The sequence below is a fragment of the Odoribacter sp. AF15-53 genome, assembly GCF_003479425.1.
Lineage (GTDB): Bacteria > Bacteroidota > Bacteroidia > Bacteroidales > Marinifilaceae > Butyricimonas.
In genome coordinates, this window is the sequence record NZ_QUHC01000019.1 from 14,091 (window position 1) to 35,320 (window position 21,230).

Annotated in this window: 18 protein-coding genes; 10 read left to right on the forward strand and 8 right to left on the reverse strand. The window is 49.4% G+C overall.

Annotated elements, in window-relative coordinates; genetic code table 11:
- The first annotated feature begins 88 nt into the window (after positions 1 to 88).
- Positions 89 to 1,003 carry a YitT family protein gene (locus DWW52_RS19775; RefSeq protein WP_118717609.1) on the forward strand — a complete coding sequence of 305 codons (915 nt, stop codon included), beginning with the start codon at positions 89 to 91 and terminating at the stop codon, positions 1,001 to 1,003.
- Positions 1,004 to 1,136: 133 nt separating this feature from the next.
- Here the strand turns inward: DWW52_RS19775 and DWW52_RS19780 are convergent, their stop codons facing one another.
- The 5 genes from DWW52_RS19780 to DWW52_RS19800 all read right to left on the reverse strand — a co-directional run bounded on the left by DWW52_RS19780 (position 1,137) and on the right by DWW52_RS19800 (position 7,812).
- Entirely contained in the window at positions 1,137 to 1,433 is a 297-nt protein-coding gene (locus DWW52_RS19780; RefSeq protein WP_118717611.1) for a PG0541 family transporter-associated protein, read from the reverse strand.
- A 65-nt stretch (positions 1,434 to 1,498) separates the two neighbouring features.
- A complete protein-coding gene (locus DWW52_RS19785; RefSeq protein ID WP_118717613.1) occupies positions 1,499 to 4,651 on the reverse strand; it encodes an efflux RND transporter permease subunit in 3,153 nt (1,050 codons plus the stop codon).
- 66 nt (positions 4,652 to 4,717) lie between these two features.
- Positions 4,718 to 5,755: an efflux RND transporter periplasmic adaptor subunit gene (locus DWW52_RS19790; RefSeq protein ID WP_118717615.1), complete on the reverse strand. Its 1,038-nt coding sequence runs from the start codon at positions 5,753 to 5,755 to the stop codon at positions 4,718 to 4,720.
- Positions 5,756 to 5,788: 33 nt separating this feature from the next.
- Positions 5,789 to 7,075, reverse strand: coding sequence for a TolC family protein (locus DWW52_RS19795; protein WP_233556997.1), 1,287 nt, complete (start codon positions 7,073 to 7,075; stop codon positions 5,789 to 5,791).
- 104 nt (positions 7,076 to 7,179) lie between these two features.
- Positions 7,180 to 7,812, reverse strand: coding sequence for a TetR/AcrR family transcriptional regulator (locus DWW52_RS19800; RefSeq protein ID WP_158582679.1), 633 nt, complete (start codon positions 7,810 to 7,812; stop codon positions 7,180 to 7,182).
- A 392-nt stretch (positions 7,813 to 8,204) separates the two neighbouring features.
- Here DWW52_RS19800 and dnaG point away from each other — a divergent pair, with 392 nt between their 5' ends.
- A complete protein-coding gene (gene dnaG, locus DWW52_RS19805; RefSeq protein WP_118717620.1) occupies positions 8,205 to 10,130 on the forward strand; it encodes a DNA primase in 1,926 nt (641 codons plus the stop codon).
- 440 nt (positions 10,131 to 10,570) lie between these two features.
- Here the strand turns inward: dnaG and DWW52_RS19810 are convergent, their stop codons facing one another.
- The 3 genes from DWW52_RS19810 to DWW52_RS19825 form a co-directional block, all read right to left on the reverse strand.
- Entirely contained in the window at positions 10,571 to 11,263 is a 693-nt protein-coding gene (locus DWW52_RS19810) for a response regulator transcription factor (protein WP_118717622.1), read from the reverse strand.
- Between the two features lie 7 nt (positions 11,264 to 11,270).
- Positions 11,271 to 12,275, reverse strand: a complete 1,005-nt coding sequence (locus DWW52_RS19815) for a sensor histidine kinase KdpD (protein ID WP_158582680.1) — start codon at positions 12,273 to 12,275, stop codon at positions 11,271 to 11,273.
- 962 nt (positions 12,276 to 13,237) lie between these two features.
- Positions 13,238 to 13,864, reverse strand: coding sequence for a WG repeat-containing protein (locus tag DWW52_RS19825; protein ID WP_224262758.1), 627 nt, complete (start codon positions 13,862 to 13,864; stop codon positions 13,238 to 13,240).
- A 259-nt stretch (positions 13,865 to 14,123) separates the two neighbouring features.
- Between DWW52_RS19825 and DWW52_RS19830 the strand changes: the two genes are divergently transcribed.
- The 8 genes from DWW52_RS19830 (at position 14,124) to DWW52_RS19870 (ending at position 20,983) form a co-directional block, all read left to right on the forward strand.
- Positions 14,124 to 14,426: an immunity 17 family protein gene (locus tag DWW52_RS19830; protein ID WP_118717628.1), complete on the forward strand. Its 303-nt coding sequence runs from the start codon at positions 14,124 to 14,126 to the stop codon at positions 14,424 to 14,426.
- Between the two features lie 30 nt (positions 14,427 to 14,456).
- The gene (locus tag DWW52_RS19835) at positions 14,457 to 14,975 is read left to right on the forward strand and encodes a hypothetical protein (RefSeq protein WP_008627612.1); all 519 of its coding nucleotides are present in this window, start codon (positions 14,457 to 14,459) and stop codon (positions 14,973 to 14,975) included.
- A gap of 222 nt (positions 14,976 to 15,197) precedes the next feature.
- Entirely contained in the window at positions 15,198 to 16,043 is an 846-nt protein-coding gene (locus DWW52_RS19845; RefSeq protein ID WP_029427377.1) for an AraC family transcriptional regulator, read from the forward strand.
- Positions 16,044 to 16,190: 147 nt separating this feature from the next.
- Complete coding sequence (locus DWW52_RS19850; protein WP_004327325.1) at positions 16,191 to 17,027, forward strand: RteC domain-containing protein; 837 nt, start codon at positions 16,191 to 16,193, stop codon at positions 17,025 to 17,027.
- 229 nt (positions 17,028 to 17,256) lie between these two features.
- The gene (locus DWW52_RS19855) at positions 17,257 to 17,685 is read left to right on the forward strand and encodes a helix-turn-helix domain-containing protein (RefSeq protein ID WP_004327326.1); all 429 of its coding nucleotides are present in this window, start codon (positions 17,257 to 17,259) and stop codon (positions 17,683 to 17,685) included.
- Positions 17,648 to 19,747, forward strand: a complete 2,100-nt coding sequence (locus tag DWW52_RS19860) for a bifunctional DNA primase/helicase (RefSeq protein ID WP_032854687.1) — start codon at positions 17,648 to 17,650, stop codon at positions 19,745 to 19,747. The genes DWW52_RS19855 and DWW52_RS19860 overlap by 38 nt, the downstream gene beginning before the upstream one ends.
- The gene (locus DWW52_RS19865; protein ID WP_004327328.1) at positions 19,722 to 20,081 is read left to right on the forward strand and encodes a helix-turn-helix domain-containing protein; all 360 of its coding nucleotides are present in this window, start codon (positions 19,722 to 19,724) and stop codon (positions 20,079 to 20,081) included. Before DWW52_RS19860 ends, DWW52_RS19865 begins: the two co-directional genes overlap by 26 nt.
- Positions 20,082 to 20,491: 410 nt before the next feature.
- Positions 20,492 to 20,983 (forward strand): dihydrofolate reductase family protein, encoded by a 492-nt coding sequence (locus tag DWW52_RS19870; protein WP_008627633.1) that lies wholly within the window; start codon positions 20,492 to 20,494, stop codon positions 20,981 to 20,983.
- The last annotated feature ends 247 nt before the right edge of the window (positions 20,984 to 21,230 follow it).

Sequence of the window (21,230 nt, forward strand, 5' to 3'; positions counted from 1 at the left end):
AAAACGTTGTAAAAAGTCGAAAACAAGTTGTACTTTTGTGCCGCTAAAAATAAGTGAAATTAATAATTCAAATAAAAATAAATTTAGTATGGGATTTGTAACTAAGGAGAAATTATTCTCTAAGGACTTCTTTATTACCTATGCTTGGTTGCTGGGTGGTTGTTTCGTGTTTGCCGTGGGTGCCGTGATGTTTGCCGAACCTTACGGGTTCGCGCCGGGAGGGACCTATGGTTTGTCTATGGTATTCCATCACTTGTGGGGGTGGAGAACCGAGGCTGCGGCTCTTTGTATGGATATTCCGTTATTGTTGTTAGGAATTTATTTTCTGGGAGCAAAATTCGGGATTAAGACCATTATCTGTACGTTCGCTATTCCGGGCTTCATGTGGTTGATTCACCACACTTACGGTTTTGACGCTTTGCTCGAACCGGGAATTACAGAACGTGCGATGCTTCAAGAACCATTATTATCCTCTATCTTCGGGGGTATCGTTTACGGTATCGGTATCGGTATGATCTTTAAATCTCGTGCAACTTCGGGAGGATCGGACATCATCGCCATGATCCTGAACAAGTACACGCATATCTCTTTAGGTACATTGGTAATCATTGTTGACTGTACCATTACCCTGACTACTGTTGTGGCTTTCGGAGACTGGAAATTACCGATGTATTCCTGGATTATCGTGTTCATCGAGGGTAAGGTCATCGACTTGATCGTCGAAGGAGCTTCTGTTCACAAGACCTTGATGATCGTGACGAAAGAAGTGGAAACCGTGAAAAATATTATTCTGAAAGATATCAATCGGGGTGCAACCATATTACCCGCCATTGGTGCTTATAACGGTGATTCCCGTGAGATTATCTATACTATTTTAACTCGCCGTGAAATGATGATTCTGCGTCATCGTATTCGTGAAATTGATCCGGAAGCGTTTATTAACGTGATCGATTCGCGAGAGATATTAGGGCGAGGATTTAAGTCATTGAAAGACGATGAATAAAAAAAGAGCCGGAAGGCTCTTTTTTTATTCATCGTCTGAACGTCCGTAGGGTCACGATACTCCTTCCGACAGGCCATTGGACTTACAGACTTATAAACTTTATGGACCAAAAAAAGAGCCGTTCGGCTCTTTTTTAATACATATCCGTGATATCCCAGACGAAGGCTCGAATACCGTTTTCTTTATTCACCTCGTCCAGGTTTTTAACATACTTCAGGACCAAGGGAACCATCTCTTCTTCCACGATCGTCAACGTGGCCGAGTTCATTTCCGGCCAGGTGTGGGTTCCCATTCTCGGTTCCCCGTCTACCGTCCCGGCTCCGTTAACCAGGGGCCATTGCGTGAATCCTCTGATTTGCAACTGATCAAGGATAAAGGCAACCCGTTCGGTTAGGGCTTGATTATAAGTTATAAATACTGCTTTCTTCATACTGTTTTTGATTTTGATTTTAGATTCACGATAAGTAGAATCGTGAATCTAAAATCATAAATTATTTATTTCTTTTTCGGTAGGTCTCTTTCCGCGTTGAAATCACTCATAAACTTGAATTGTTTGCTAAGAGCTTTCTTCTTGTCGCGGCTACCACTCTTGTCCATGGCTGCGTAAACGGCGGGTACAATCACCATCGTGATAATCGTGGAGAAAATCATACCACCGATCACGGCAACACCCATCGGGCGCCATGTCTCGGAACCTTCACCCACGCTCAATGCCATCGGCACCATACCCAGGATCGTGGTCAACGAGGTCATCAACACCGGACGCAAACGAGAACGACAAGCCTGAGCGATAGCATCGTAAAGGCGGATACCTCTTTCACGCATCAAGTTGATAAAGTCGATCAACACGATACCGTTCTTGGTCACGATACCCACCAGCATGATACCTCCCAAGGCGGCAACGATACTCAACGTCGTATTCGTGATCAACAAGGCCAGAACGACTCCGGTAAAGGCGAACGGGATAGCCAACATGATGATAAACGGCATCTTGAATGACTCGAACTGGGCGGCCATCACGATATAAACCAACATCAACGACAGAAGCAACAACATGATCAAAGAACTGAACGACTCCTGTTGGTCTTCGTAATCTCCTCCGATGTACAGGGAAACTTCTTGTGGAACTTCCAACTTGTTAATTAACTGTTGGGCTGCTCCGGCGATATCTCCCATGGCTACTCCGGCAGCCGGGGTGATCGACACTTTCAGGATACGTTGTTTGCTCTTACGCTCGATATTTGGCGGAGAGAAGTACTCTTTAATCTCTCCGAGTTCTTTCAAGCGAACCCGTTGTCCCTTGCCATCAGTGATCAGGATATTTTCGATTTCGGTGATAGATGAACGATACTTCTCATCGAAACGAACGATAATATCGTATTCCTCCCCGTTCTCTTTAAACTTACTGTTTCGGAATCCGTAGATACGGTTACGCAAGTAAGAACCGACTTCCGAGGTCGTTAACCCGTGACGGGCCAGTTTATCCTGGTCAAGTACCACCCGCAATTCGGATTTATCCTCGTCACGACTGATCTTGATATCCTCTGCTCCCGGAATCGTGCGAGCCTCTGTTGCGATCTTGTGAGCCAGGTTCGTCGTGGTGTTAAAGTCATGTCCCATGATTTCGATATCCACCGAGTTGCTACCCATGGAACCTCCGCTGGATGTCGTTACGGTGTATTGCAAGATATCCGGGAAGCGTTTCAGGATACCGCGGACTTGGTCGGCGATTTCGAACACGCTACGTTTACGATCTTTTAAATCAAGCGTTCTCAAACGCATGTTTAGGATATTGTTACCCGTGCTGTTCATCATGGATGCGAAAGAAGCCTCTTCCTCGCTACCGTATGACAGGTTGATCAGCGTGATTTCGGGAATCTCTTTACGGATAATCGAGTCGATATCCAAGGCGACCTCTTTAGTTATTTCCACGCGTTGGCCGGATTGCATTTTGGCATATACAGTCAATGAGTTCTGGTCATTCTGCGGCATAAAGTCTGTCTTGATCAATTTGGCCAAGAACATGGATGCGAAGAACAGGGCGAACATAGATAAAATTGTGACCGTCTTGTGTACAAGTACCCAGCGGATCAATTTCTCGTAAACCGAATCCAGTTTATCCAACATGGAGGAAACAAACCGGTAGAAACTGAACTTGCTCGAGTCGGTTTTCTCCTGAATCTTCATCAACTGGGAACAAAGCATCGGGGTCAACGAAATAGCCGTTACGGTTGACGTACATACCGTGATACAAACGATCCATCCCAATTGCTTGAACAGGATTCCGGTCATACCGCTTACCAAGGTCAATGGGAAGAACACGGCAACCGTTACCAGGGTGGTCACGATAACCGACAACCAAACCTCGTTCGTTCCGTACTTGGCAGCTTCTCGCGGACGGCTACCGCGGTCGATATGCTTCGTGACGTTCTCCAGAACCACGATCGCGTCGTCCACCACCATACCGATCGCTATGGAGAGCGAGGACAGCGAGATAATGTTTAATGATTCACCCGTTGCAAACAGGTAGATAAAGGCCACGATCAACGAGATCGGGATCGTCAGCGCAATGATAAAGGTTGCCCTCCAGCGTCCCAGGAATAGGAACACGATCAAGACCACGAAAATCAAGGCGTACATCAAAGAGTCCTGAAGATTGTTGATAGACTTCACGATAAAGTCCGAGTTATCCGAGATAATCTGGAATTTGATATCCGCCGGCAACTCTTTCATCGTTTTCTCGATTTCGCTCTTGGCTTGTTTGGCAACGGCAACAGCGTTAGCGTCCGTTTGTTTCGTCACCATCAACACGCCACCTTTACCCCGGTTAATCGTTTGCTCTAGGGTAATATCTTTCAACGTGTCGCGGACAGAAGCAACATCGTGCAGGTAAATCACTTTGTCATTTTGAGTCCCCAGCACGATATTCTTGATCTGGTCACTCTCCTCGAATTCTCCTTCCACGCGCAACGTGTAGTCCATCTGACCCATTTTCACGTTACCGGAAGAGATATCTTTATTTTCAGCGAGAATCTTGTTCCCGATTTGTTCCAACGTCAGGTTATAAGCTTCCATCTTGTTCGGGTCAAGATCGACGTAAACAACCCGCTCCGGTGCTCCGGCAACGATAACGGAGGCCACCCCGTCAACCCGATTCAAACGGGTGATTAACTTATCGTCCAAAATCTTGTCGATACCCGGGTAAGACTCTTCTGCCGTGATAGCGTAGATCAGGATCGGCATCATAGACGTGTTGAAACGCATGATCGTCGGTCGGTCGATATCATCCGGAAGCCCGGACATGGATTTATCCACGGCATCCCGGACGTCGTTAGACGCTTCATCGAGATTCACTTCCCACTCGAACTCCAGCGAAATTACCGCCAGGTTATCGTAAGAGGTGGATGTCATCTCCTTCAAGTCATCCACGGAGTTTAACTGGTCCTCAAGAATCTTGGTCACGTTCTCTTCAATATCGGCAGCGTTAGCTCCGGGGTAAGTTGCCATTACCGTGATATAGGGCGGGTCCATTTTGGGATACTGGTCCACCGGCAATTGTATATAAGAGGCAACACCCAATACCATAATGGCAAGGAAAACCATTAAGGTCGAGATAGGTTTGTTGACCGCTGTATTGTATATACTCATATTTCGAATTTTAAATGTTAAATTTTAAATTTTAGATTATAAGTCATGAATCATAATCTAAATCATTTATTTCGTGATAGAAAGCGGTGTTCCGTCAACCAATCGACCTTGTCCCACGACAACCAGCTCGTCTCCCTCGTGAAGCTCGTCACTGATCAATTCAACCTGATCCTCGAAACGTCTACCCAGGGTTACAGCGACACGTTTCGCCTTGCCGTCCTTGTTCAGAAACACGTAACGATCGTTTGAACCTTGCAATTTCAACACGGCAATAGCGGGAACAACAATAGTCTCCGTGTTACCGATGAAGAAGTTGATAATACCGTACATACCCGGTCTCAGGGCCTCGTCCTTGTTCGGGATCAGCACTTCAACCGTGAACGTTCTGGAAGCGGGATCAATCGTCGGGTAAACGATATTCACGGTACCTTCGAACGTGCGATCCGGGAAGATGTTGCTCTTCAACTCCACTTTGGTTCCTTTTTTCACGGTCAGGTAATATTGTTCTGACAAGTTGATTTTAGCCTTCAAGGGGTTGATCTTCTCGATAGCGATAACCGAAGGTTTGGTAGCTCCACCGAATGCGGCACCCGTGTAAAGTTCTCCGTTCTCGAAATATTTCCCGGTAACGATACCGTCGAACGGGGCTTCCATCTTGGTGTTCTCTTTCAGGAAATCAACGTTTGATTTGGCAACCTCGTATTGCGTTACGGCTGCATCGTAAGCCTGTTTCGAGATACTTCCCGTCTCGTTCAACTGAACGGCACGATTATACTCCGTTTCAAGGTTTTTCAACTGGACTTCTGCCTGGTGCAATTGCGTTTTGTCCATTTCCACCAGTAATTGACCTTTCTTGATCCGGTCGCCTACTTCCACGTGAATCTTCTCGATTCTTCCGGTAGAGGCCGGAGCGTAAAATACTTGTTCGTCTGCTTCCAAATTTGCCGTGTAGTCCAGTGTTTTAGCTATATCTGTTTTTTCTAGCTTTTGTACTTTCACGGGGATCACTTCCACCGCATCTCCGTTCGACGTTTTATCTTTTTTGCCGGAACAACTGGCAAGGATAGCCAATGCTATTGTCGATAAAATAAGATTCTTTACCATTGTATTTCTTTTTTGTTTTTATTATTCAAATAATTAGCGTGAGAGCTGGTTGTATAATCTTTCCAAGCTTACTTGTGCTTGCAACAACGTGAGTATTGCGTCCGTGTAATTCGTTTCGGCTTGCAGATAGTTGTTATTGGCTTGCGTCAGGTCAAGACTTGAAACCGCTCCCAGCTCGTATTTCCGTTGGTAGTTTGCAAGAACCCGTGTGGCGACGTCAATATTTTCCTTTTGCAAGTCATAATTTTCCATCGCGTTCTTCAGGTTAAATTTTAACTGTTCGTCTTGCACGTTAAGCTGGTCCTCCAACAGGCTCTTTTGCAAGTACGTTTGTTCCAGCGTGATCTTTGCTTGTTTCACTTTCGAGTCACGTTGCAGGCCGGAGAAAATCGGGATACTCATCGTGATACCGGCCGTGTGTTTCGGGCTCATGTCCAGTTCCGGTTTCAGAATCTTGTAATTGAAAGAGTAAGATCCGGAAATGGTGGGCGCGTAACTCCATTTCTCCAATCCCAGCATCTTCTTGTTCAACTCGGTTTGTGTTGTCACCAGTTGGAATTCGGCATTATTGTTAATATCAAATTTTTCCAGACTCAGGCGGACCGATTTATCGTTTTTCAGGAAGAAATCCAGACCATCCGAGAGTGTGATCGGCGTGCCCGCTTCCAGACCCAATTGGAGACGCAACAAGTTGTAATTAACGGCAACCGTTCTCTCCATCGACAACATGCTGTTTTTCAGTTGGCCCACGTTGATACGAATCTGATCCACGTCGGTAATCTCGACCGTTCCGGCCTTGTACATATTGTTCGTGTGCTCGTAAATCTTGTTCATGTTCTCTAGGTTCTGGCGTAAAATCTCCAGCATCCTCTCGGTAACAAGCACGGTATAATACGAGTTGTAAATATTCTCTGTGATATCCAATTCGGTAATCCCCACCTCTTGTTCCGTCAAGTGTACCGCGATCTTGCTTGTTTGCAAACCTAAAATCCATTGACCGCTGAATAATAGTTGTTGCAAGTTTAATTTCAAATTAGATTGATCTTTCATTTTAATCGCGTTTCCTCCGAAATCCATCTTGTATCCGAAGTTCGTGTTGTAATCGACCGTACCGTTAATCTGGGGTAACCCCTGCGATACGGATTCCCGTACTTTTTGGCGGTACAAATCAATATTCATCTGCGAAGATTGCAGTTCTTTGTTGTGCTTTATGGCGAACTCTATCGCTTGCTGCAGCGATATCGTTTGCGGTGCATCCTGGGCGCGGAGCATCCATGGCACGAAAAGCATTAGGAGGAAGAGTGTCATTCCTTTTTTCATAGACTGTTAGATTTAATTATTTATTTTTTCCGGGAAATTCTCACGTGTTTTTTTCTCTTTTGCAAAACTCATACCAAAAATATGTCTCATGTTGTATTTATACATTATTTTATCATTTTCGCTTCTTTCTTTAATCGTTCAAACTCTTTTATTCCTTTTTCCGTGGAAACGGCATAGATAAAATTGACAAAAATCGTGGTGATGATAACAGATAACGGGTAAATGATCTGGCTTATGACCTCCGGTTCCCTCAAGAACTGGAGTTGTTTACCCAAGAGATACAGTTGCAATTCTTTATCGACATCATCCTTGAAATATTTTTTCTTGATCCCGCTGTCTAGTAAGGTAACCAGGAACTCTTTCGTGAGGGTCGCGTCCTGTTCCACGACCTTCTGGTACACGGCGGGGTGATACTTCTTCATGTCGTAATAGTTTGCCGGGATACGGCTACCCAAATCACTTTCCATGAAATCTTTAATCCGGCTTATCACCTCGATCGGGTTCAGCTTGTCAAGCCCTTCCGTGTTCGCGTTCTTGATCCTGACCCTTCTTCGGTAGAGCATAACCTGTTCTACAACATCATCTTTATTCGTGAATTGCTGGTAAAGCGTTTTCTTGGATATCTTCAAGTGTGTTGCAATGTCGTCCATGGAGGTACTTCTCAGCCCGTATTTTAGGAATAGCTCCGAAATACTGGCTAATAGCTCCTCTTTGAATTGATTCGTATTTTCTTCCATAGGCGATTTAAAAATTTTATCTGTTATCACTCGGAAACGTTTCGTGGGTGATTCGTTTCCACGTGCAAAAGTATACAAATATTGATCCATTCGTGATGCCTGTTTGTTAATTTATTGTTAAAATCAAAAAATCGCCCAAGGCGAGTTACAAATTGTAGGTTTGCAGGTTACGGGTTCTTGGTTCGCAAATACAAATCTTATCATTTCTACTATGCTTGGTCTGGCTACCATGCAGACATCTATGAGGTGGTTTTCAATATCGTGATTCGGTGTGTAAACTGCCGTATATCAGGTATTTCACGGGGGAATACATCCCTTATATACCTTATGGACTTTATAAACTTTATGGACTCTTTTCCCATTTTCAATTACATAAATCGTATCTTTGCATCATGATTGATCAGGCTACTATACAAAAAATTTTTGATGCGGCCGACATATACGAGGTGGTTTCCGATTTCGTGAGTTTGAAAAAACGGGGGGTGAACTATCTCGGATTGTGTCCGTTCCATAACGAGAAAACGGGTTCTTTTACTGTTTCCCCGGCGAAAGGCATATACAAATGCTTCGGTTGCGGGAAGGGGGGAAACGCCGTGAATTTCATCATGGAACACGAGCAGATGTCATACGTGGAAGCCTTGAAATACTTGGCCGAGAAATATCATATCCCGGTTGAAGAGAAAGAATTGACCGAGGAACAAATCAAGGAAAAGACCGAGCGGGAGAGCATGTTGATTGTGTCGGCCCATGCCAACGAGTATTTCCAGTATCAATTGTGGAATACCGACGAGGGACGTTCCGTCGGCCTGGGCTACCTGCGCCAGCGGGGAATCAGCGACGAGATGATCCGTAAATTCGGTCTGGGCTACAACCCGGAGGGCTGGGGCGCCTTCACGAAAGCGGCTCAGGAAAAAGGTTACAAGAAAGAATTCCTCGTGAAAACGGGATTGACTATCGAGAACGAGAAAGGACTTTTTGACCGTTTCCGGGCGCGCGTGATGTTTCCTGTCCTCGATTTGGCGGGTAAAGTCATCGCCTTCGGTGGTCGGACGATGACCTCCGACAAGAAGATTTCAAAATACCTGAATTCTCCGGAGTCCGAGATTTATCACAAGAGTAAAACCCTGTACGGGATATTCTTTGCCAAGAAATCCATCGTGCAACAGGATCGTTGTATACTGGTGGAGGGTTACACCGACGTGATCTCCTTCCACGCCAAGGGAATCGAGAACGTGGTGGCTTCCTCTGGGACCTCTTTGACGATCGAACAAATCCGCCTGATCCGGCGTCTGACTCCCAACGTGACGATTATTTATGACGGGGATGCCGCGGGAATCAAGGCATCTTTGCGGGGAATTGATCTCGTGCTGGAGGAAGGTTTGAACGTACGGGTACTCCTGTTACCGGACGGTGAAGACCCCGACTCTTTTGCCCGGAGTCATACCCCGCAGGAGTTGTCCGATTTTATTGCGAACAACGAGACCGATTTTATTAATTTCAAAACTAAGTTATTGTTAGGTTCAGCGGGAGACGATCCGGTCGAGCGTGCTCGCCTGATCACGGATATCGTGCGAAGTATAGCCAAAATCCCCGACAACATCGTGCGTTCCGTTTACGTGCGTGAAACCGCCCACCAGATGGACGTGGAGGAACGGGTGCTGTACACCGAGATTGCTAAAGTCCGGCTGAAGAATGACGAGCAACCCTCGAAAACCCCGGTTTCCATGCCCGAAATGCAGGTAACTAACGTAACGAGAGGGGCAACACCTTGTGATATCGAGGAGAGCGTGTTGATTCGCTACCTGCTTCTATTCGGCGATAGCGAGCTATATGAGGAGGAACGTAACGGTTACATGCGAAGCGTGAGTGTCGGGGAGTTTATCATTCGTGAATTGTCGGAGGACGATCTGGAGTTATTGAATCCCGTTTTCCGTTCCATACAACTAGAATATCAACGGCAATACGAATCACCGTCATTTATCCCGGCTCGCTATTTTATCTCTCACCCCGATATCAAGATCAGTTCCATGGCGGCCAATATCCTAAGCGAGCCTTACGAGTTAAGCAAAATTTGGTATAAAATGGAAAGTTTTGTCGAAACCGAGCAAATGAAGCTGGGTGAGCTTCTTCCCAAGATTTTGGATAACTACAAGATGCGAAGAGTGGAAATGCTTTCACGAGATATCGACAATCGCATATTGGAAATGCAGAACAACAAAAATTCCGAACAAATTTTGGAACTCTTGAAACGTAAGAACACAATCAACAAGATCCGGGGCAAACTCAACGAGAAACTCGGGCGTACAGGGATTCACTGATTTTCGCCAGAGGCGAAAGTTGCAGGTTAGCAGGTTACAAGTTACAGGTTACAAGTTATAAGTTAGCAGGTTTGAAAGTTAATACCGGCGATAACGGGGTGTGTTTGTTCAATACGTTGATATATAATGGATTGTTGTGTGTGAGTTCAAATAGGAATGCATTTTTACTAGGTGATGACTACCTTATGAATACTGTCATGAACCCTATATGAACCTTATACGAACCCTATATAAACCCTATTTAGAATAGGGTTCATATATATGTATTATATACTAATTAAAATTTTATATACGGTATTGATACAGTAGTCAACAAGTACTTATATTGTATTTCATATTGAAATCACGATGAATAGAATAGCATGTGTCAAAAGTTATTTACAAAAATGACTCTTGACACGCCTTCGTGTAAGAATTAAATTCGGGGGGAGTTGTTTGTTTTATTGGGAAAGTACCATGAGTATGTAGTTGCCATTCCTGCATTCGATTTGTAGCGTGGGGTCGGCTTTCAGGTTAGCACGTAGCAAGCTGATATATTTTTTCAGTTCTGAGTCTTTACCCTCGTTTGATTTGTTCCATATTCCTTGAACTAGATAAGTTCTATTGGCCACTTCATGATTCTTTGCACACAATAATTGCAGAAGACGTCCTTCGATGCCTTTTAGTCGTGTGGTTTGCCCGTCGATCGAGAGTTCTCGGGTTACGCTGTTGTATGTCGTGTGTGGCGAGAGTGTATACAAGTGAGGGATATTCATGCATTTTTTTATTTTATCCCGCACACGATTTATGTATAAGATCAGGACTTCGGGCCGTTCTTTACAGATAAATGTGTCGGCTCCGGCATCCAGTACGGCCACTTCATTAGCGGGTTCGCCGTGGGAGGTGTACACGATGATATGGATTTGCTGGTCGTGTTCCCGGATCTTCCGTGTCAGCTTCAACCCACCATTTTCCCCCATATCCAGGTCCGTAAGGATGATATCCGGTTTCCACTCCTTGTATATCTTCCATGCTTCTGCCCCGTCCGGTGCGATCATGACTTCGAAGTTCTCTTTTTCAAGAATCATTTTTGTGAATTTAGCCCCGATTTCATCATCCTCGGCATAAAGTATTTTTACCTTCGTTTCGTCCATGGTCGTGTTATTGTTTGTATTTGTTTTTGATCTTGGCTTTGCGGGGTAAGGTGACGAATAGCGTGGTGCCCTTGCCTTCCTCGCTTTGGATATCAATTTTTCCCCCGTGTGCGCGAATCACGATGCGGGCATAATGTAATCCCAGCCCGTGCCCCTTGATTTTCTTGTTACCCTGGTGGTCTCCCCGGTTGTAGCGTTCGAACACGTGTTTCAGGTTCTTGAGAGGGATTCCGAACCCGTTGTCCTCGATTTGGATTAGCACGTGTTGGGCATCCTGGTCTGTGCACGTGATCTGTATTTTTACCTGATCACCGGAGTATTTCAATGCGTTGTCCACGAGATTCTGGAAAACGGCGAACAGGAAATGATAGTCCCCCGTGATGATCGGGTTGTCGGACCGGAAATCGACGTCGATATCAAATTGTTTGTTTTGGGTATTCCAACGATCTTTTTGTTTCAATGCTTCCAATGTTTCCTTGAGGTTAAATTCCTTGACGTTTAGCTGTAGCCCGTGGGCATCCGTGGATTGGAGCAACATCCGATTGATCGATTGTAACATCTCGTTGAGTTGTTTCCGGTTGTCTTCGAGGAATGATTCTTGCTCGTCGGGTGGCAAGGTCGGGAGGAGATAACAGGCTTTAATCTGGTTACCAACCGGTCGCTTTAGGTCGTGTACCAGGTTGTCAATGAATGATTTCCGGTATTCCCCGCTCTTTTTCTCGTTGCGAATCGTTCGGTAGAAGTTGACAATACAAATGATGAACAGGGCGGAAATGATTATAGTTAAAATAATAGGCCAAATAGCCACTTGAATAAACAAGATGGCAGGGTAGTTGTACGTGGCATACAGGGTATCACCGGAAATAAAGCCGAGGGGTTCGTGATATTCCGGGGAAGAAGGGAGTTTCCCGTGGTGTCCAGGGTAGGAATCTTTTATTTGTCCGGTACTGTCTCCGATGACAAATTGCAATGCGAGAGTTTTTAGTTGCACGGAATCTAACTTTGTCTGCAAAAGGGTGTAGAAATTTTTTAAAGTCCATGATTCTGAGTTTCGGATGTCATAGTCACTTACTTCGGAGATTTGCCGGATATCGTCTTTTTCGTTTAATTGAAAACTTATTGTTTTTTGATTGATTCGATATATTAATTTTTTGATTGATTCATTGTAACTGACAATATCATTATTATTTGAGGATTTCATGTTGAACTGGTAGACAGCTCCGGTAATTATATTGTTATACCAATGTAAATATTGAGTTTTTTCTTCTTGGTATAAACGATACAAGTGGATAAACTGGTTACCTAAGATGATGCAAACAGCAAGAATGATAACATATCGTAAACGGCGATCCATATTTTGTGTTTGTTATATTCCAAAGTTATGAAATTTGCAACTTCAATGCAACCTTTTTATTCTTTTTTTTGTAAAAAACAATCGTTTTTTTGTAATCGGTTGGTAGATAAGACTTAAAGAGTAGAAAGTTCGGTAGCCGGTAGCGATTTGGTAGCTGTGCGGGTTTCGCTGCATTGCTTCGCTCTGCTCTTGGAACTGATGCAAATATAGGAATTTTGACCGAAAAAGGGAAATGTTTCGGGGATTTTTTATTTTTCGGGATTACCGGATTACAGGAAAAGCATAAAATCAGGAGGCGGTGCAAAAAACGAGGTTGCACCCGTGGTTTTACTCGAAGTGTAAAATGTTGATTTTCAGTGTGTATTTCTGTGGTGCAAGGTGCAGCTATATTTATATATATAGCTGCACCTTGCACCAGCCACACAGGGCTGTTTTGCGGCTTGCACCGATATTCTTTTAAGTTTCTGTAAATGAGTTGGTTTTGAGTTTTGGTGTTTGTTTCGGGGGAAAGGTGGGATGAACGGGATGTTCCGATAGGGCTTGGCGGCTTCGTGTTTGCCCTGCAAGGGCTTGGCAGGTGGGGTGGCTGGAATGTCGGGCTTAGGGCAGTCTTGGGGCTTTTATTCAATCCTTTGCCCTTTGCGGTCGATGTAATACCAATCATCGCTTTCCCAATAGTGGTATTCCCCATCCGAACCGGGAGCTTCTTCCAGTTCTCCCGTGTCGGTTACTTTCGCCTTCCCGTTCTCGAAAGGAAAGCCAAAAGCGAAGCGTGGTTCTACGAGGGTATTGCCATGCTCGTCCGCATATCCGATACGCCCTTTTTCATCGACGATGCGGTAAACGCCTTCCTGCACGGGGTCGTTGCCGTTGTCATACCGGTACGGGACATAGAGGCTTGCGGGATGGCTGTTGCCGGAGGATATGGCCGTGCAGCGGTCATGATAAAGGGTGAACAGCCGTATTTCAAGCAGGATGGCAAGGACTGCAAGCACCGTGCAGACAAGGAAACGGAGGCGATAGCGTTGCCGTACCGATACATGGAACGCCCCGTAATAGTCGTGCATCATGCGGTAACGCTCCTCGGTATAGATGCGCATATTCCTCCAGAGCAATACGGGGAACGGCAGTATCAGCGGGAAAAGCGTAAGGCGGTCGTCTGTTTCGTAAAGGAAGCGGACAGCCGGAGTGCCCAAGAACTGTAAAGCGATGGCGACAGGAAACAGGAGGCAGGCGAACTGGACCACACTGATGACCGCAAAACTACGATCCGGGAAGCCGTGCCGACAACTGCGCCACGTCTAATAAAAGAGGTGGTCGAAGAATCCGGGGAGCTTCGGCCGACTGGTTCTTTTATGTGGGGAGGCTTTCTTCATACGTTGCGGCTATATAGGTGCAAATAAAACGTATTTCTTCCAAACGGAAAAGATTTTTGCGGTGAAACTTTTTGAGTGATTGGACTTTTCACTATTTTTGCTTTGATGTATAACGGTTCGTCCGTAAGGTATGAATTTGGCTTTTTCTGTTATTGCTATGGAATGGTTCGATAAGATAAGCGAGTTTATGGAGGGTCTGCCGGAGTGGTTGCAGGCGCATCCGAGGTACGGCTACCTGATCGTGGCGGGAATCCTGCTGCTGTGGCTTGTGGGGATTGCCTGCGGATGGCGGTGGACGTACTCCCGTCCGGGAAGTTGGGAAGGGAATTTCTGGCTGGGTACGCTGGGTGAAAGGAGTTACCGTTTCTGGCTGGGGCTGATCGTTGCCGCCGCAACGGGATGCGCCCTGTTGCTGTTCTTCGTAACGGGATAAGCAAGCGGAAAACAAGGAAAGGAGGAAGCTATGTTCAAGGAACCGGCATACTGGATGTATTACTTCTGGAGCAAGAACAAACGTGCAAGGAAAGACAAGGCGGTTATCTCCAATGCCACGTGGACGATGGCAATCCTGTGGCTTCTTAACCTGATGGCTCTCCATCTTTTGTTCGAGGCATGGGGATGGGATATGCTGACGGGCTGGTTCTCTTCCCTGACGGACAAGGTGGAATGGAGCAGGTTCAACCCGGTTGCCTATCTGTTCGCCGCAGCGACGCTCGCTCCTTTTATCTGGATTGCCAGAAAGTTGTATTACCGTCCTGCGAAGCTGAAAGCGATGCAGGCGAAGTACGAGACAGTGGGCGAATACCGGAAATTGCTCGGTCAATGCCTGTTCTGGCTGTATGTTATCGGCAGTTTTGCATCGTTCTTCATTATAGCCGAACAAAAGAACCATTCCAAGGAGCAACCACTGATCGAAAGGTTGCAGGAGATACGGGACGGTAAATATCCCGTTGAAAAGACGCACTCACCAACCGGCGAATGACTTTCTTCCGGCTCCCCCTGCTTACTGTCATGCCGTTCTGCGGGTGGAACCGGTACAGCCTTTCTGTTTTTCACGATTGAATATCCGGACCTATGGAGCAAAATCCGAATCTGTAATTCAAGGAAATATCGTGACCGATACGGGGTGTCGGCAGGACATCTATTGCAAACAATTTGTAATTTCGTGTAAGATTTGTATTATTTAATATCGTATTGAAACAAAATGAAACAGAATCTTACACTAATTCTAATGAATGAAGCCGTCCGGGAGGGATGGCGGGAATGGATGGAAAAGGTACGCAGGGTATTGCCGCAAACGGATGCGGAGCGTCCGGTGACATGGATTGCGGCGGAACGGCTCGCACGGGAGAACGGACGGATGGTGCGGCTGGTGGAGCTGCTGCGGGAACACCGCCCCGTACTTTCGTACCGGGTGAAGGAGGAAGCCGGACTGCTGATACTGGTCGCCTATCACCGCCACGGAAGCTCGTCAGACTTCCTGCTGGAAACGGCGGAGGCGTATTTCCGGGAAAGGGACTGCGGAGGATTCCTGTTCCTCTGCCGGATGCAGGCAAGCATCAACGCCTACGACGAATACCCGCACCTGAACGTGCTCTGCAACCGTCTGGCGGGACTGCTGTTCCGCTTCCGCCGTGAACGGGCGTCCGAGTACCGCAAGGGCATACCGCCGATGTTCGGCAAGGCGGACTTGCAGGAGGTGGAAAAGTACCTGCCGCACCTGCGGGGCTGCTCGTTCCGGGAAGAAATCGCACTGGCTCTGCCCAAGGTGAAGAACGTGGAGGAACTGGCACGGGAATGCGCCATGTCGGTCAATACGCTGGGACGGCGTTTCAAGGAGGAGCTGAACACCACTCCGCACCGCTGGCTGACGGAACAGCGGAAGGCGCACGTGACCTCCCTGCTGGCGGACACGGACATGCCCCTTCAAGAGATTGCCGACGTGTGCGGCTTCGCCACTCCGAGCTACCTGTGGGACTTCTGCAAGAAGCACCTGAAGGCTACTCCTGCCGAAATCCGTGAAATCGCCCGGTGCGCCCGTACAGTTTAGCCTCCCTTTTCCAGCCCTGCCGTGAAAAAACGACCGTCCGGAGCCGATTGGCGGACAATCCGAATCCGGCGGTGAAGATTCAGAACGCCCGTTTCCCTGCCGTCCGCTAACTTTGCGCCCTTATAAACAACATGAAACAAGATTTATATGGAAGAATATTTTAACGGGCTGCTGAAGGAGGTGGATCAGCGCATGGCGACCACAGCCCCCGGCATGGACGGCAAGGAGGTGATAGGCGTCTGCCGTGAGATGGTCTCGTACCTGAAAGGCAAGAACCGGGAACTGAAGGAGTACGCCCTCGCCCATCCGTTCGCCGGGGACGCAAAGGAGATCCTCTACTTCAAGTATTACAAGCCCGCCCTGACGGGCAGGCTGCTGTACTATTACCGGGTGTACCAGATAGAGAGCGGCTGCCCCGCCTGCCTGCGTGTCGCCGAACCGTACTACCGCAAGGCGATGGAGCGTGCCGAGCGGATGATGGAACGCTACCTGCCCTTTTACCAGTATTACCACAGCGGGGCGACGTACCGGGACAGCTACTATTTCCTGCGGGCGAAGGGCGAGCTAAGCCCCGAGAGCGGCAGCTTCGTGCTGGACGAGGAGGCGGAGTTCTCCACGGGCTACGACATACTGGCGGCACGGCTGATCTCGGTGGAGATGCTGCTGGTACACCTGAGCCGCCGGATGGAGCGTGCGGCGCAGGGGACGGAAACGGAAGCCGTGCCGGAGAAGGAACACCGCTGGACGAACACGAAGGTTGCCGCCATACTGCTCGTCTATGGCATACACGTGACGGGAAGCGTGGACGAGGGCAACGCCGAGATCGGCGAGCTGGCTGCGCTGTTCGAGAAGCATTTCCACGTGGATCTGGGCAACGTGTACCACGCTTTCGGCAGGCTGCGGGGGCAACAGAACCCGACGGCGTTCTTGGACGAGATGAAGGAGAGGCTGCTGAAAAAGATGCGGGACATGGATAGCCGGTAGCAAGTTGGCAACGGGGCGGCAGGACACGGGAAGGGAGCGTCCGAAGGGCTGGAAAGAGCCTTCCGGACGCTCTTTTTTACCCCGTCTCGGTCCTTTTTACCGCCCGGAACGGCGGCAAGGGCGAAAATGCGCCCCGAAAAAAAATCTTTGCCAAGGTGCTGATATAGTGGCAGGAAAAACCGGCGAATCGGGCGACATTTGCGGCAGAAACCTAAAAATGAGTACGACAATGGAAATAATGACCATCGAGAGCAACGCCTACCGCCTGCTCGTGGAGAAGATCGAGAAGATAACCGCCTACGTGGAGGAATCCCGGAACCGGGAGGAAACGGAGCGCAAACGGAAAGAGGAAGCGGAAAGCCCTGCGACCAAGGGACGGAAAGCCGACCCGAAGTGGATGACGCACAAGGAGGTGTGCGAGGCGCTGGACATCAGCCACCGCACCCTGCAACGCTACCGGCAGAAGCATATCATTCCCTATTCGATGATCGGGCGGCAGATACGCTATCCCCGGCAGGCTGTCGAGAGCCTGCGTGAGCGGTGGATGGTGGAGACGCCCGCCGCCAAGATCGACCGGATGATAGCGGAACATCCCCTGCATAACCGAAAAAACGGCAGCTATGGTAAGAAAGGAAGAAGTGCTGGCAAGAACCAGTAACGGGCTGGACGTGTTCCGCCACTACCTGCCCGTGAAGTGGCGGGTGGGCAGGAACTTCCTGAACCCGCTGTACGCCGACAGCAAGGCTTCGTGCAACGTGTATTACGACCGCCGGAGCGGTACGTACCGGATGAAGGACTTCGGCAACGGGGACTATTCGGGCGACTGTTTCTTCCTCGTGGCGAAGCTGAAAGGGCTGGACTGCCGGAACGCCGCCGACTTCGTGGAGGTGCTGCACACCATCGACCGGGAGCTGTGCCTCGGACTGGACGGGGACAGCCCGACCGACGGGACGGTGGGAACCGGGGGCTGCCGGAGATTGCGGCCCGTGCCGGGCGCAAGGGGCGGCGGTGCCGGGGAAGCCGGAACGGACACGGAAGAGGCGGCAGTGTCCGCCGACCGTCCCGAGCCGAAGCCCTACCGGGCGGCGGAGAAGCCCTTCACCGAGGGGGAGCTTGCCTACTGGGGCGCATCGGGCATCACCGTGGAGGTGCTGCGCCGCTACGGGACGGTATCGCTCGCCGAGTACCGGGGCAAGACGAGGGAGGGCAAGGCGTTCGGCTTCAGCTCCACCCCGGCGGAACCGATGTTCGGGTACAGGGGGAAATGGGGCGTGAAGGTCTATCGCCCGATGTCGGAGGTGCGCTTCGTCTATGGCGGGCACACGGGCGACAACTACTGCTTCGGGCTGGAGCAACTGCCCTCGAAGGGCGACCTGCTCTTCCTCACGGGCGGCGAGAAGGACGTGCTGACGCTGGCGGCGCACGGCTTCCACGCCATCTGCTTCAACTCGGAGACCTCGGTCATCCCGGCGAAGACCGTGCGCAAGCTGGTCTATCGCTTCAAGCACATCGTGCTGCTGTACGACACGGACAAGACGGGGCTGGAATGCTCGGAGAAGCACCGTGCGCAACTGGCGGAGTACGGGGTGAAACGGCTGGTGCTGCCGCTGCCGGGGACGAAGGCGGAGAAGGACGTGACGGACTACTTCAAAGCCGGGCACACGAGGGAGGAGCTGATGGGGCTGTTCCTGAAACTGCTCGACACGCTGTACGGGGACACGCTGGCGATGCTGAAATCGTGCGAGATCGACTATGACCACCCGCCCGAACAGGCGGTCGCCATCGTTACCGCCGGGGACGTGCCGTTAGGCTCGGAAGAGAACATCCTCTGCATCACGGGCGGCGAAGGGACGGGCAAGAGCAACTACACCGCCGCACTGGTCGCCGGGGCGATCATGGAACGGGAGACGGACGCCGATCTCTTGGGGGTGCGGGTGGAGCCGAACCGCAAGGGGCGTGCGGTGCTGCTCTACGACACGGAACAGAGCGAGCAACAGCTCCACAAGAACACGGGGCGGCTGCTGCGCCGTGCCGGGCGTGAGCGGATGCCGGAGTACCTGCACGTGTACTGCCTGACGGGGATGTCGAGAAGCGAGCGGCTGACCGCCATCGTGCAGAGCATGGACCGGTACCACTACCTGCACGGGGGCATCCATCTGGTCGTCATCGACGGGGTGGCGGACCTGATCCGCTGCGCCAACGACGAGGCGGAGAGCGTGGCGCTGATTGACGAGATCTACCGGCTGGCGGGAATCTACCGCACGTGCATCGCCGCCGTGGTGCATTTCGTGCCGAACGGACTGAAGCTGCGGGGACACCTCGGCAGCGAGCTGCAACGCAAGTCCGCCGCCATCCTCTCCATCGAGAAGGACGAGAACCCGGAGGTGTCGGTGGTGAAGGCGTTGAAGGTCAGGGACGGCAGCCCGCTGGATATTCCGCTGATGCAGTTCAGATGGGACAAGCAAGCCGGGATGCCCGTCTATGTGGGCGAGAAGCCGAGGGCGGAGAAAGAGAAGCGCAAGGAAAAGGAGCTGGCGGAGATGGCACGGGAGGCGTTCGCCCGGCAGGAGAAGTACGGCTACATCGAACTGTGCGAGCTGATACAGGAGATGCTGGAAGTGAAGGAACGGACGGCGAAAGGCTACATCCGCTATATGCGGGAAAAGGAAATCATCGAAAAGGAGGGCGACTGCTATGTACACGGACAGGGAAGAGTTTGAGGGCTGGATGGAGCGCATCATGGAACGCTTCGACCGGACGGAGAAATTGCTGGAAAGGGTGCTGAAGAAGAACAACACGCTCGACGGCGAGGAGGTGCTGGACAACCAAGACCTGTGCCTGCTGCTGAAGGTGGGCATCCGCACGCTGCAACGCTACCGTGCCATCGGGGTGCTGCCGTACTTCACCATCAGCGGCAAGGTGTTCTACCGCACGAAGGACGTGCACGAGTTCATCCGCACCCGTTTCGCCGACGTGGAGGAACGGGCTGCGAAACGCAAGGAGAAGGAAGCCCGGAAAGAGGAAAGGCGCAGGAAAAGGGGGCTGTTCCCGTGAGAATGACATTTTTCTGACGGTGCTTTTAGTGGATGAAGCCCTGCCGGATCGTGAGATTAGGCGGGGCTATTGTTTTGTTATTCGGGAAGTTTCATTATCTTTGTTCGCACGAAGACAGAAGGCGGTGCTCTCGGGCACGGTCGCTGTCGTGACATAGAAGATTCATGCCCGGCTTGGAAGCAGGCGGGGATTGATATACATATTGTACGTTCGCTGAACGTCTTGAAGTAAAAAACTGGTAATTTTTGATAAGCAAGACGAATGGCGCAATGTTCATGCTGTATGCTTATACGGCGTGGGCTTGCCTATTCTGCTTATCGGGTAATACCAGTACCTTTACTTCGGAATAGCGTGAGTTCACGCTGTTCTTTTGGGTGCGAGGCGGACATAATCCTTAAAAACACATTGATATGAAACAGATTACCTTGCACGTGTACCAATCCATTGACGGTTGTCCGGTCAGATCGGACAAGTATTTCGATGCGGCGGTGGACGCCTCCGGCTGCGTGCTGATCGACGAGGAAACCTACCTGCGCATTTACCTGAACCATCTGGGCTGGCCGCTCACGGCAAAAGAAACTTTGGTCGTGACGGACGGCTGTATTGATTTGACGGAGAAGGAACGGGTGCGGTTTGTTACAGGGGATGCGGCAGCGGAACTGCGGGGAATAAAAGCGGACGGCGAAGGTACGGTAACGGCTTACGGAGCGGAAACCGGGGCTTTGCTCTTGGATAACGGGCTGGCGGACGAAATCGTGGTGATAACCGTGCCGGTACTGGTCGGCGGCGGTGAGAAGGCACTGGAGTGCGGGCTGAATGACGACAGGACGTGGGTCGTGCGGTCGAGCAAGGTATTGGAGGACGGGAAAATCCGGACGGTGTACGGAAGGGTATGCCCATGAAATGCAAAAAGCCACTGAAAAGTGGCTTGGGTCATTCAGGAAAGGATGACGGGTTATAAAAAAACGACCCGCCGATTTGAGCATTATCAAGAGGCTTGGCGGGTTCTATTGGTGCAAAGATAAGGTAAATTCTTTGAAAGACAAAAGAATATTAAATTTAGGTAATACCGTTGCCTAAATTTGAGGTACAAAATAACAAAGGTGCATCAATGATGCACCTTTGTTGTATAATATGTAACTGACAAAC

Coding starts and splice junctions, on each gene's coding strand:
- DWW52_RS19835 (WP_008627612.1), top strand. CDS start 14,457: ATGTTCAAGGAACCGGCATACTGGATGTATTACTTCTGGAGCAAGAAC.
- DWW52_RS19860 (WP_032854687.1), top strand. CDS start 17,648: ATGGTAAGAAAGGAAGAAGTGCTGGCAAGAACCAGTAACGGGCTGGAC.
- DWW52_RS19800 (WP_158582679.1), bottom strand. CDS start 7,812: ATGGAAGAAAATACGAATCAATTCAAAGAGGAGCTATTAGCCAGTATT.
- DWW52_RS19785 (WP_118717613.1), bottom strand. CDS start 4,651: ATGAGTATATACAATACAGCGGTCAACAAACCTATCTCGACCTTAATG.
- DWW52_RS19775 (WP_118717609.1), top strand. CDS start 89: ATGGGATTTGTAACTAAGGAGAAATTATTCTCTAAGGACTTCTTTATT.
- DWW52_RS19850 (WP_004327325.1), top strand. CDS start 16,191: ATGGAAGAATATTTTAACGGGCTGCTGAAGGAGGTGGATCAGCGCATG.
- DWW52_RS19830 (WP_118717628.1), top strand. CDS start 14,124: ATGAATTTGGCTTTTTCTGTTATTGCTATGGAATGGTTCGATAAGATA.
- DWW52_RS19845 (WP_029427377.1), top strand. CDS start 15,198: ATGAAACAGAATCTTACACTAATTCTAATGAATGAAGCCGTCCGGGAG.
- DWW52_RS19795 (WP_233556997.1), bottom strand. CDS start 7,075: ATGAAAAAAGGAATGACACTCTTCCTCCTAATGCTTTTCGTGCCATGG.
- DWW52_RS19870 (WP_008627633.1), top strand. CDS start 20,492: ATGAAACAGATTACCTTGCACGTGTACCAATCCATTGACGGTTGTCCG.
- DWW52_RS19865 (WP_004327328.1), top strand. CDS start 19,722: ATGTACACGGACAGGGAAGAGTTTGAGGGCTGGATGGAGCGCATCATG.
- DWW52_RS19855 (WP_004327326.1), top strand. CDS start 17,257: ATGGAAATAATGACCATCGAGAGCAACGCCTACCGCCTGCTCGTGGAG.
- dnaG (WP_118717620.1), top strand. CDS start 8,205: ATGATTGATCAGGCTACTATACAAAAAATTTTTGATGCGGCCGACATA.
- DWW52_RS19780 (WP_118717611.1), bottom strand. CDS start 1,433: ATGAAGAAAGCAGTATTTATAACTTATAATCAAGCCCTAACCGAACGG.
- DWW52_RS19810 (WP_118717622.1), bottom strand. CDS start 11,263: ATGGACGAAACGAAGGTAAAAATACTTTATGCCGAGGATGATGAAATC.
- DWW52_RS19790 (WP_118717615.1), bottom strand. CDS start 5,755: ATGGTAAAGAATCTTATTTTATCGACAATAGCATTGGCTATCCTTGCC.